The following is a 10987-nucleotide window of genomic DNA, read 5'->3' as shown; positions in this document are numbered from 1 at the left end:
TCCAAGGTCCAATGAGGTGCCCGAAACCTCAACTGAGTGGACATTTGGAGAACCTTGGGCGAGTTCCGTCGCCGCCCATCCACCTCGTCCAAACCCACAGATGCCATTCCGAAAATGTAATGTAGTGATGGCAATACATACACACGCCTCGCAGAACTTGTCCAAGCACAAGAACTAGCAAATCAATAGATAGCGGCGGCCCGCAACTGATCCCGCTTCACATCAAGACCGGGGTCGCCATACTTCTCTTCGGTCAGCCGGTGGCCGAAGAGTTCCCGCCTGATCCGGTCATCGACCCTGGCCGCGATCATGCGTTCCTGAAACGAGTGCCTGAGACTGTAAAGGGAATGGGCCGGGGTTTCGCGTAGCCCGTTCTCGGTCAGATACTTGTTGATCGTGTTCGAGACGTTCCCGCTCTTGTGGTAGCGCTCAAACCCGTTGGGGAACTCCCGGAAGATTTCGAGGCTTACACCAAGAAGCGGGATCTTCCGTTTGGCCTGCTTGGTCTTCAATGTGCGCCCAACCGGTTCAATCGAAATATAGGGGATGTTGACGTCGAGGCGGATCTGCGCCGATGTCAGGCAAGCACCTTCGGAGGGGCGGTAGCCTGTGTTGATCATCCCGATGACCAGCCCGCGGGCGTCCGGGTTCAACCCGGCCAGCGCGTCAGGCGCCAGCAGTTTCTCCTTGATCCAATCTGTCGAAAAGGCCGGACGCTCCGGCCGATCCTCGCGGTTCCGAATGTTCCAGCCGCGCACAGGAAGCGCGAGACCGAGACGCTTGCCCTGGTTCACTGTCTCCATGATATCGCCGAAGTAAACAAAATCCTTGTTCGCGGTCCCCGCGGTGACTTCGCCAGACCGCACGCGGTCAAGCCACCATTCCTTCCAGTCGAGCATGTCGTCGGCGGAGATATGGTCGATCCGAATATCGCCGACGGCCTTGATAAAGTTTGCTACCGCCTTCTTTCGCGGGTTCTCCCATCGCCGGATCTGGTCCGTATTCTTTCCAAGGGTTCGGTCGGCCGCCAGATCCCAAAAAGCTTTGAGCGCGCGTGACACGGTTATCTCTGGGGCACGGGCGGTGCCAAGGGTGCCCTTCGAAATTTCGATAGATGGCTTCCCGTTCGGCCCGATGGTCGCCAGCACGCGGTCAATGATCTCGTCGATTGGTAGCTCTGCCACCTCCTTGACTGGCATAAACCGGAAGCCCTTCGATCTCGCGATCTCCTTCGCCGCTTTGTAGCTTTCCTCTGCGTCGTTACTCCGGCCTCGCAGCCGCAACTCCCAACTTTCAATCAAGCCGGACCAGGCCCCGGCGGCCCTCGTTTCAGCTTCCCGTCTGCTATCGGTGTGAAGGGATATGCAGACCTTCTCGCGTGAATCTACTTCGGCGTATCGCGTTGGAACGCGCCGCAGCAGGTGGAACGTCTTGCTCTTTCCGCGCTGAATCAGGGTCATACGACCGGCATACATTCAAGCAAAGCCGTGGCGCAAGACGGCAAATGGGTCGCAAAATGGGTTGCAAAATGGGTCGCAACTTTAAGGAATCCCCTAAAAATAACGTGTTTTCTCAAGTTTTTGGGGATATCTGGCGGACTGGGGAGGATTCGAACCCCCGACCCCTTGATTCGTAGTCAAGTACTCTATCCAACTGAGCTACCAGTCCGCAGTAGAGTGAGCGCGATGTAGCCCTATGGGTCGGCCAATGCAAGGGGGCTTGGCAAGAAATTTCAGACCATACTATCCGGCCATCCCGGCCTTGGGCAGGCAAATGGCAAAGACGGTTCCGGCCTCGTCGGTCCGCCCCAGTTCCAGCCGTCCACCGTGGCCCCGGACAAGCTCTGCCGCGATCACAAGGCCCAGCCCGGCACCGCCTTTCCGGGTTCCACCCTGAAAGGCCTGGAACAGGTGTTCGCGGGCCTTGGGCGGCAGGCCGGGACCGGTATCGGCCACTGTTATCCACCAATGGTCTTCGTCCTCGTGGGCGTGAACGCTGATCTCGCCGCTTTTGCCGGTGGTGACGATGGCCTGACGGGCGTTGCGAACAAGGTTTCCGATCACGCGGTAGAGCTGTTCTGCGTCCGCCCTGACGATCAGATCGGCGGGTATGTCTTCCGAGAACGACAGGTCATGGTCACCCGCTGCAAGCCGTTCGCTGTCGATCACCTCGGCCACAACCTCGGCCAGACGGATCCGCTCAAGGCGGGGCGGCGGCTCTTTGGCGCCGCCAAAGGCAAGGGTGCTTTCACACAGGTGCACCGCGCGGGTGATCGAATTCACCAGCTTGGGCGCCATGCGTTTGACCGCCGGGTCTTCTGACGCCTCGATCCGGTCGGTGAACAACTGCGCCGAGGTAAGGATATTGCGCAGATCGTGGCTCACCTTGGCGACGCCTTCGCCAAGCTGGGCAAGCCGCTCACGCTGTTTCAGGGCGGCGGCAAGCTGGGTCTGAAGGTCGTGCAGCGCCATTTCGGCCTCGTGCAACTCGGTCACGCCGGCACTGGGTTCGATGATCCGCCGCGCGTCTTCCGGGGCCTGCGCGAAGGACTGCATATGCCGCACCACGCCCTTGATCGGTTTCACCAGAAGCATCTGAACCGCAAAGAACAAGAGGCTGGCGGTCATCACCGAAATCACCGCCGACAGGGCAAGAATATTCAGACCATAGTCGATCATCGCCGCGCGCAGCGGCCCCTGTTCCATCGTCACCTCGATCAGCAACCCGCCATCCTGAACCGGGTTGCCGATCACCCGGATAATCGGGTTGCCGGGATTGAACAGGGTGCTCATCGCGTCGCGGATCAGCATCCATCCGGGCGTGCCCCGCATATCGAATGTCGCCTCGATCGGGGCCGGGATGGGGGACGACAGGGCAAGTTGCCGAACCTCGTTGCGGCGCAGGACAACGTTGAAAACACCGGCGTTCTTGAGAAGTTCAGCCTCAAGCTCGGGCGTGATCATGTCGTCCGCTTCCAGCGACAGCGAGGCGATCTGTGCCCGTTCCAGCCGGTTCATAAGATAGTCCTGCCGGAACCGCGCGATGGAGGGCACGAAGATCATCACTTCGGCCAGCATCACGAAGATGACCGTCAGGACAAGGAACCGACCGGACAGGGTTCTGAACATCACACCTCCGCGCCGGGCTTCAGGGCAGCCAACGCTGCACGAAACCCACCACCCGTTTCACCATGGGGCTGTCGAACAGCCTTGGGCTAAAATAGGCGCCCGCGGCGCGTTTGTTAATCTCGCCCATGGTCGGATAGGGCAAAACGGTGCCCGCGACGGCCGACATTTTCAGATTGTTGGCAATGGCCATGGCCCAGAGGCCGATCAATTCACCCGCGCCCGCCCCGACAATCGAGGCACCAACGGGCCGTCCCTTGACCACCATGACCTTGATCAGGCCCGTGGTCTGGCCGGTCGCAATGGCCCGGTCGTTATGGTGTAACTCAAACCGGGCGACCTCGGCACGGTCACCGTATCGGGCCTGTGCCTCGGCCTCGGTCAGGCCGACCTGCGCCAGTTCCGGGTCGGTATAGGTTGCCCAGGGGATATGGCTGACCTTGGCCTTTGACGGCAGGCCAAACAGCATCGACCGGATGATGACCCCGGCGTGATAGCCGGCCACATGGGTAAATTGCAGCCCACCGGCCACATCGCCAATCGCGTAGACACGGCGGTTTGACGTTGACCGCAGGCCCGCATCCACGGTGACCCCGCGCCGGTCATGGGCCACCTGCCCCGCGTCAAGGTTCAGCTTGTCGATGTTCACCTTGCGGCCCACTGCCATCAGCAGGTGCGATCCGGTGAAATCGCCCTTTGTGGTGTGGACCGTCACGCCGCCCTCGGCGCTGACCTTTTCGGCCTGTGCCCCTTCAACGATCTCGATCCCGTCGGCACGCATCCGGTCCAGCACAATCGCGGCCAGCTCCGGGTCGTCTTTGCCCAGCGCCTTTGCCCCTTCGATCACCGTGACCTTACACCCAAGCCGCCGGTGCGCCTGCGCCATTTCCATCCCGATCGGTCCGCCCCCGATGATCAGCAGGTGATCGGGCTTTTCGCGCAGGTCAAAGATGGTTTCGTTGGTGTGCACGGTGACGGTATCCAGACCCGGAATCGGCGGCACGAAGGGCGACGACCCGGTCGCAATCACGAACCGGCGGGCGGTGATGATCGTGTCACCTGCCTGCACCTCGCGCGGGCTGATGAAGTGTCCGTAGTCGCGGATGACAGTGCAGCCCAACCCTTCGAACCGTTCCTGGCTGTCGACTGGCGCGATTGTGTCGATAACGCTGGCAACATGGTCCTTCGCCTCGGCATAGCCCAGCCCCATTTTGCCCGCCGCCAGCAGCGCCTTGGAGGGAACACAGCCGTAGTTCAGGCAGTCACCCCCCATCTTGTGTCCTTCGATCAGCACGACAGAAGCCCCCATTTGCACCGCGCCGGCCGCAACCGAAAGCCCGCCCGATCCAGCCCCGATCACACAGATATCTGTCTTGATCCGTTTCATCTCAGGCTCCTTTCCGGGCCGACACGGCCTTGATCACGATGGGCAGGGCCGCCAGCAGGCACAGGCCAAGAATGGGCAACAGGATGTGGGGTTCGAAAATGATCCCAAGGTTCGGGGTCTCGCCCCGTGCGAAGACTTCGCCCAGTCCCGCACCCACGCTGGTATAGACGACTGCACCGGGAATGATCCCTAGGAAGGTGGACACGACAAAGCGGTAAAGCGGCACCTCAAGGAAGGCCGGGACAAGGTTCGCCACAAAGAAGGGCACCGCAGGGACCAGTCGGATCAGGAACAGCATCGACCACTGGTTTTCGTCGATCCCGTCCTTGATTCGCTTCACCGCGCCGTCCGACCCTTCCAGTTTCGCGCCCAGCCGGTCGCCCAGTCCCCAGCGGGCCGCAAGGAAGATCAGCACAGCGCCGATCGTGGCCCCGGTGACGTTGAACAATGCGCCGGGGAATGTCGCAAACAGGAACCCGCCGGTCAGCGTGGCGATGGTCGCCCCGGGAAGTGAGAAGGCCACGATGACGACATAGGCGGCGATGAACGCCAGAACCGTCAGGACATAGTTGGCATCCCGGAACGCAATCAACGCCTCGCGGTTGTCGCGCAGCGCCTCGAAGCTCAGGTAATCGCGCAGGTAGATCGCCCCCAAGACCGCAGCGGCAGCGATGGCGATCAGCGGCAAGCGCCGCAGCAAGGGATGTTGGGTGGGCTCGGTCGGGTTTGTCATCTCGGCCATGTTCTGTCCTGCGTGTTGTTTGATAGGGCCCTAGATGACCGCCAAGGTCCAGCACGGGAAGCCTCCTCACCATTCGGTGATAGGTGGTGAACGGCTGTTTCAGGAATTGCAGGCCACGCGACCATTCCTGTAACAATCGGCGCGGGCGGAATCGGCAATTGTTGCAGGATTTCCCCGCCACCTATGTTGACAGCCTGCCGGTGCCGCCTTATTGGCAGGGCTTCGAATGCCCCGGGCCTCGAATCTGATTGGTTCGGCCCCAACGATGAATACGGAGAGACGCGATGAAGCGCACGTTCCAGCCCTCGAACCGGGTTCGCAAGAACCGCCACGGTTTCCGCGCCCGCATGGCCACCAAGGCCGGCCGGAAGATCCTGAACGCCCGTCGCGCCCGCGGCCGGAAATCGCTGAGCGCGTAATGCCGCTTGGCGCGGGGTCAGACATGACACCGCAGGATGTGGAAAAGACCGAAACCGCCGGGGCCTCGCCCGCGGCGGTTTTGCTTCGTCCCGAGGTCATGAAGAAGCGGGCCGATTTCCTGCGCGCGGCACAGGCGCTGCGACAGGGCACGCCGTCGTTTCACCTTCAGGCCCGGAACCGCAAGGACGATGTCCCCGCCGTCCGTATCGGGTTCACCTGTTCCAAGAAGGTCGGCAATGCCGTCGCCCGTAACCGGGCCAAACGGCGGCTGCGCGAAATTGCCCGGCTGGTTCTTCCGGTGCACGCCCGTCCCGGCTGGGACTATGTGTTGATCGGCCGCCGCGACGTGACGGCAACCCATGACTTTGCCCAGATGCAGGATGATTTGATCCGCGCGCTTGAGAAGGTGCACGGATGAGCCCCCTTGCCTGGACCCTGTCGCTGCCGGTGAAGTTCTACCGGATGGTGTTTTCGCCATGGGTCGGGCACGGCTGCCGGTATCAGCCGACCTGTTCGGCCTATGCGCTGGAGGCGCTGGAAAAACACGGCGGCATCAAAGGGGGCTATCTTGCCGCCCGCCGCATCCTGCGCTGCCACCCGCTGGGCGGGTCCGGCATCGACAATGTGCCAGACTGATTTCTATGCGGATTGAGGCGCAGACAGGCTAGACGCGGTCGGTTTTCCCTGTTCGGGTGCGGGCAACCACGAACGGGAGGAATACATGAAAGTTGGTTTTATCGGGCTGGGCAACGTCGGCGGCAAACTGTCCGGCAGCCTGCTGCGCAACGGGATGGACCTGACGGTGCACGATCTGGACGCCGAAAAGGTCGCCAGTTTCGTTGCCCGCGGCGCGAAATCGGCGGATAGCCCGGCCGAACTGATGCGGGTCTGCGACGCGGTCATCACCTGTTTGCCCTCGCCCGCCGCGTCCGATGCGGTCGTCACCCAGATGCTGCCCGAGGTCGGCCCCGGCAAGATCTGGATGGAAATGTCCACCACCGACGCCAGCGAGATTCAGCGCCTTGCAAAAGAGGTCGAGGCGCGCGGCGGCACCGCCGTTGAATGCCCTGTATCGGGCGGGTGCCACCGGGCGGACACCGGCAATATCTCGATCTTCTGTGGCGCCCCGCGCGACACCTTTGAACGCATCCTGCCCTTCCTTACGGTCATGGGCCGCCGCGTCCTGCACACCGGCGATCTCGGTACCGCTTCGATCCTTAAGGTGATGACCAATTACCTTGCCACCGCGAACCTTCTGACCCTGTGCGAGGCGCTGGTGACGATGAAGGCGGCGGGCCTCGACATGGCGACCACCTACGAGGCGATCAAGATCAGCTCGGGCACCTCTTTCGTTCATGAAACCGAAAGCCAGTTGATCCTGTCGGGATCGCGCGACGTGAATTTCACCATGGACCTTGTCCAGAAGGACATCGGCCTGTTCCAGAAGATTGCAGACGATCACAACGTTCCCCTCGAAATCTCGCCCCTGATGATCGAGATCATGACCGACGGGCAGAAACGCTATGGCACCCGCGCGCAATCGGACAAGATCGTCGAACGACTGGAAGAAGCGACCGGGCTCAAGGTTCTGGCCGACGGGTTCCCGATGGAACTGATCGACGACGAACCGGAAGAGCCGGGCTACGAGGTGGTCCCCCCCGGTCGCTAGGCCCAGATCCGGCGCAGCCGACGGTTTCGGCTGCGCCCCCGACGTCACGGCAAAAGCACGAGATTCCCCTCGGACCCCATCGCACGTCCGGGGATCAGGTTGCGGTCGACATCGCCCCGCAGGGTGAACAAGACATCGCGCAGGAAATCCGGGTCATAGAAATAGAATGTGTGCGGCGCGCTTTTCACGCCGCCAAAGTTCGCCTTGCGCGCATCATACCAATTGCCCACGTTCACGTTTACGGCCTTGCGCGGCACATTCGCCGGTGCCCCGACCCGGCCTGCGCGCGGCGCAACGCCAACCCGCTTGACGTTGGACAAGCTGAGGACATCGTCAAAGGGATTGAAGTAATTGGTCAGCCGGACGCAATGCCGGTAGAGCGACGACGATTTCGCATTCCCGTCCTCCAGCGACCCGGCCGAGATATCCGCCCCGCACAAAATCACCTGGCTGGCCGACCAGCTGTGCGCCGCAACGCCGGGGCGGTCGTCCGCGTCGTCGAATGCCTCGCGGACCACATAGCTGCCCATGGAATGCGCCATAAGATGCACATTGATCCGGCAGTCCGGCCGCTGGATCGCGGCAAAGGCGGCAATGCCTTCGTCCACCAGCCGGATCGCGGTCATCTTGGCGTCGGTCCGGTCCTCCAGATAATTCAGCGCGGTCGAGGCGCAGGGCCAGTCAAAACTGATCACCGCCCCTTCATAGCCCAGCGCCTCCAGCCCGGCGCGCAGGTTGCGGTGCCGTTCCATCATCACGTCCTGCGGCGTGTTGAACCCGTGAACATAGATCAACACATCCCCGACCGGGCCGTTGTCCTGCGGTCCGTGGCGGGCAATCTGCTGCACCTCCTTGAACCATGTCGACTTGGCGATCTTATGGGCCGGATCGGGCGACTTGCCGGACGGAACCTTTAGGAAATGGGTCGCGCCCGGCTCGTCCCCGAACGCCCCGTTCTTGATACTGCGCACACAGAAAACATAGTCCATCGGTCGGTCCCCCCATTTTGATCCCAGAATGCAGGTTCTTGCCCCAACCGCCTAGTCAGGTATTCCGGCCCCTGCCGCCGCCCCTTGCCGGAACGCCCCAACTGCACTAATCCCGCGCCATGCTTGACGATCTTGATGACATCCATCCGCTGTTCCACGGCGCTCCGAAATCGACGGAGTTCAAGAAGCTGCGCAAACGGATCGTCCAGAACGTGCGCGAGGCGATTGACCAATACGGGATGATCGAGCGGGATGCGCGCTGGCTCGTCTGCCTATCGGGCGGCAAGGACAGCTATACCCTTCTGGCCATCCTCTATGAACTGAAGTGGCGCGGCCTGCTGCCGGTGGACCTGCTGGCCTGCAACCTTGACCAGGGGCAACCGGGGTTTCCATCGACCGTGTTGCCGGAGTTCCTTGAAAAGATGGGCGTCCCGCACCGGATCGAATATCAGGACACCTATTCCATCGTCGTCGACAAGGTCCCGCAGGGACGGACCTATTGCGCGCTGTGTTCCCGGCTGCGGCGCGGGAACCTTTACCGGATTGCGCGGGAAGAAGGGTGTTCGGCAGTGGTTCTCGGACATCACCGCGACGATATCCTTGAAACCTTCTTCATGAACCTGTTCCACGGATCGCGCCTTGCGACGATGCCGCCGAAACTTGTGAACGAGGAAGGCGACCTCTTCGTCTATCGCCCGCTGGCCCATGTGGCCGAGGCCGATTGCGAGAAGTTCGCCAAGGCGATGAACTATCCGATCATCCCCTGCGACCTGTGTGGATCGCAGGACGGGCTGCAACGGCAGCAGGTAAAGGCGATCCTTGACGGCTGGGAAAAGAACGCCCCCGGTCGGCGGCAAAAGATGTTCCGCGCCCTGATGAACACAAGGCCATCGCACCTGCTCGACCCTGCGATCTTCGACTTTAAAGCGTTGACGATATCCAAAGGAAAATCGGAAAATTCTTCCGACATTCCTGTATTGCGTTAACAGACCCCTCAGTTTTCGGCCCCTAGGGTTCAGGTAATCACGACCGACCCGAAAAGGCCGAACAATGGCAAGCCCTGCTTCAAACCTGTTATTCCCCCTTCGCGCGCTGCGTCGTCCCCATCTACTCGCATTCCTACCCCTGACGTTTCTTGGGGCCTATCTGGCGGCCGGACCTGCGGGCGTGGCGGTGGCGGCGGTCGTGGTGCCGATCCTTCTGGCCGTGGCTGCCCCATCGGATCTGGCGCTTTCCAGCGGCGCAATCGACAAGGTCACAGGGCTGGCTCAACGCGAAGCAATCATCGACAAGCTCAGGAACGGGTTGGACCGTGGCGCGAAAACCGGGCGGGTGACGGGTGCGCTCGTTCTGGAAATCGACCGGTTCAAGCTCTTGGAAGAAAGGCACGATCGGGCGGCGATCGAACGCATCCTTCGCGAAACCGCCGACCGGGTTACTTCGGTGCTGCGCGATACGGATCTTGCCGCGCGCCTGGAAGGGCCGACATTCGCGATCGCGCTTTGCCCGGTCCGGCGCCTTGACCTTGAGGTTGCAATCCAGCTGTCCGCGCGGGTGCAACAGGCCGTCGCCCAACCGATCGCCATCGACGGCGCCAACGTTTATGTCACCGCTTCCATAGGGTTCAGCCTTGCATCGCGGCTGTCCAACCCGACGCCCGAGAACCTCCTGCAAAGCGCAACAAGCGCCCTGATCGAGGCGCAGCGCTATGCCCCCGGCGCCATTCGCAGTTTTTCCGAAGCGATGCAAAGCCGGATCAGCAGCCGCAACGAACTTACCGATCATGTCGCCGCCGCAATGGAGCGCGGCGAAATCCGTGCCTTTTTCCAGCCCCAGGTTTCGTCCCGCACCGGGGCCATAACCGGCTTTGAGACTCTCGCAAGATGGCAACACCCCGGACGCGGGTTGATCCCGCCGGTCGAATTCCTGCCCGCATTGCAACAAGCGGGGCTGATGGACAAGCTGGGCGAAATCATGGTCTACGACGCCCTGACCGCGCTGCGCCGCTGGGACGAGGCAGGGTTCAACATTCCCCGCGTCGGCGTCAATTTCTCGAACGAGGAATTGCGCGATCCGCGACTGGTCGACAGGATCGCCTGGGAACTGGACCGCTTCAACCTGCAGGCCGAACGGCTGGCAATCGAGGTGCTGGAAACCGTCGTCGCGAACCATGCCGAAGATATCGTGCTCCGCAACCTGAAGTCCCTGTCGCGCCTTGGCTGCAGCCTCGACCTCGACGATTTCGGAACCGGCCATGCCTCCATCACTTCGATCCGGAACTTTTCGATCGAACGGATCAAGATTGACCGGTCCTTCATCACGAATATCGACGCTGACCCCGAGCAGCAGAAAATGGTCTCTGCGATCCTGACCATGGCCGAAAGGCTGGGGCTTGATACCTTGGCGGAGGGGGTCGAAACCCCCGAAGAACAAGCGATGCTGGCCAAGCTGGGCTGCGGCCACCTGCAGGGCTTCGGGATTGCCCGCCCGCTTCCCCCCGAAGACGTCGATGCCTGGATTTCCGGCCACAGCGCACGCCTGTCGGGGGCGATTCCCTTTCGCCGCAAAGCGATCTGATTTCGCCACCAGCGTCCGCGCTGCGTGCGGCCCGCGCCGGTGCCGGATGCCCGTCCGGCGTCCAAACGCCGCCCCCGG

General features: G+C 61.8%; 11 protein-coding genes and 1 tRNA gene. 6 read left to right on the top strand and 6 right to left on the bottom strand.

The genetic code is table 11. The features are described 5' to 3' along the window. Positions 1-182 precede the first annotated feature (182 nt). The 5 genes from U3648_RS01060 to U3648_RS01040 all read right to left on the bottom strand — a co-directional run bounded on the left by U3648_RS01060 (position 183) and on the right by U3648_RS01040 (position 5245). Entirely contained in the window at positions 183-1460 is a 1278-nt protein-coding gene (locus tag U3648_RS01060) for an integrase (RefSeq protein WP_420857387.1), read from the bottom strand. Positions 1461-1591: 131 nt separating this feature from the next. Further along, positions 1592-1668, bottom strand: a tRNA-Arg gene (locus U3648_RS01055). 74 nt (positions 1669-1742) lie between these two features. Next, positions 1743-3128: a sensor histidine kinase gene (locus U3648_RS01050; RefSeq protein WP_420857386.1), complete on the bottom strand. Its 1386-nt coding sequence runs from the start codon at positions 3126-3128 to the stop codon at positions 1743-1745. Between the two features lie 19 nt (positions 3129-3147). Then, positions 3148-4512, bottom strand: coding sequence for a dihydrolipoyl dehydrogenase family protein (locus U3648_RS01045; RefSeq protein WP_420857385.1), 1365 nt, complete (start codon positions 4510-4512; stop codon positions 3148-3150). A gap of 1 nt (position 4513) precedes the next feature. After that, complete coding sequence (locus tag U3648_RS01040) at positions 4514-5245, bottom strand: TVP38/TMEM64 family protein (RefSeq protein ID WP_420857688.1); 732 nt, start codon at positions 5243-5245, stop codon at positions 4514-4516. Positions 5246-5538: 293 nt separating this feature from the next. On the opposite strand from U3648_RS01040, the gene rpmH reads away from it, so the two are divergent. The 4 genes from rpmH (at position 5539) to U3648_RS01020 (ending at position 7343) form a co-directional block, all read left to right on the top strand. Then, a complete protein-coding gene (gene rpmH / locus U3648_RS01035; protein WP_026757035.1) occupies positions 5539-5673 on the top strand; it encodes a 50S ribosomal protein L34 in 135 nt (44 codons plus the stop codon). A 23-nt stretch (positions 5674-5696) separates the two neighbouring features. Next, positions 5697-6092: a ribonuclease P protein component gene (gene rnpA / locus U3648_RS01030; RefSeq protein ID WP_420857384.1), complete on the top strand. Its 396-nt coding sequence runs from the start codon at positions 5697-5699 to the stop codon at positions 6090-6092. Continuing rightward, positions 6089-6310: a membrane protein insertion efficiency factor YidD gene (gene yidD / locus U3648_RS01025; RefSeq protein ID WP_129678884.1), complete on the top strand. Its 222-nt coding sequence runs from the start codon at positions 6089-6091 to the stop codon at positions 6308-6310. Before rnpA ends, yidD begins: the two co-directional genes overlap by 4 nt. Positions 6311-6395: 85 nt before the next feature. Next, entirely contained in the window at positions 6396-7343 is a 948-nt protein-coding gene (locus U3648_RS01020) for an NAD(P)-dependent oxidoreductase (protein ID WP_420857383.1), read from the top strand. Between the two features lie 44 nt (positions 7344-7387). Here the strand turns inward: U3648_RS01020 and U3648_RS01015 are convergent, their stop codons facing one another. Beyond that, on the bottom strand, positions 7388-8332 hold the full coding sequence (locus U3648_RS01015) for an alpha/beta hydrolase (protein WP_420857382.1): 945 nt from the start codon (positions 8330-8332) through the stop codon (positions 7388-7390). A 119-nt stretch (positions 8333-8451) separates the two neighbouring features. Between U3648_RS01015 and ttcA the strand changes: the two genes are divergently transcribed. Next, complete coding sequence (gene ttcA / locus U3648_RS01010) at positions 8452-9318, top strand: tRNA 2-thiocytidine(32) synthetase TtcA (protein WP_420857381.1); 867 nt, start codon at positions 8452-8454, stop codon at positions 9316-9318. 64 nt (positions 9319-9382) lie between these two features. Further along, positions 9383-10909 (top strand): putative bifunctional diguanylate cyclase/phosphodiesterase, encoded by a 1527-nt coding sequence (locus U3648_RS01005; RefSeq protein WP_420857380.1) that lies wholly within the window; start codon positions 9383-9385, stop codon positions 10907-10909. Positions 10910-10987: the final 78 nt, after the last annotated feature.

This window comes from Marivivens marinus (assembly GCF_035969385.1).
In the GTDB taxonomy this organism is placed as follows: Bacteria; Pseudomonadota; Alphaproteobacteria; order Rhodobacterales; family Rhodobacteraceae; genus SELP01.
The sequence above is the reverse complement of the archived record's forward strand: the minus strand, read 5'-3'. Positions and strand labels throughout refer to the sequence as shown.

What these genes read in the sequence shown, in the direction of transcription:
- U3648_RS01045 (WP_420857385.1), bottom strand. Translation starts at nt 4,512, where the DNA reads ATGAAACGGATCAAGACAGATATCTGTGTGATCGGGGCTGGATCGGGC.
- U3648_RS01040 (WP_420857688.1), bottom strand. Translation starts at nt 5,245, where the DNA reads ATGACAAACCCGACCGAGCCCACCCAACATCCCTTGCTGCGGCGCTTG.
- U3648_RS01015 (WP_420857382.1), bottom strand. Translation starts at nt 8,332, where the DNA reads ATGGACTATGTTTTCTGTGTGCGCAGTATCAAGAACGGGGCGTTCGGG.
- U3648_RS01060 (WP_420857387.1), bottom strand. Translation starts at nt 1,460, where the DNA reads ATGACCCTGATTCAGCGCGGAAAGAGCAAGACGTTCCACCTGCTGCGG.
- U3648_RS01020 (WP_420857383.1), top strand. Translation starts at nt 6,396, where the DNA reads ATGAAAGTTGGTTTTATCGGGCTGGGCAACGTCGGCGGCAAACTGTCC.
- U3648_RS01050 (WP_420857386.1), bottom strand. Translation starts at nt 3,128, where the DNA reads ATGTTCAGAACCCTGTCCGGTCGGTTCCTTGTCCTGACGGTCATCTTC.
- rnpA (WP_420857384.1), top strand. Translation starts at nt 5,697, where the DNA reads ATGACACCGCAGGATGTGGAAAAGACCGAAACCGCCGGGGCCTCGCCC.
- rpmH (WP_026757035.1), top strand. Translation starts at nt 5,539, where the DNA reads ATGAAGCGCACGTTCCAGCCCTCGAACCGGGTTCGCAAGAACCGCCAC.
- yidD (WP_129678884.1), top strand. Translation starts at nt 6,089, where the DNA reads ATGAGCCCCCTTGCCTGGACCCTGTCGCTGCCGGTGAAGTTCTACCGG.
- ttcA (WP_420857381.1), top strand. Translation starts at nt 8,452, where the DNA reads ATGCTTGACGATCTTGATGACATCCATCCGCTGTTCCACGGCGCTCCG.
- U3648_RS01005 (WP_420857380.1), top strand. Translation starts at nt 9,383, where the DNA reads ATGGCAAGCCCTGCTTCAAACCTGTTATTCCCCCTTCGCGCGCTGCGT.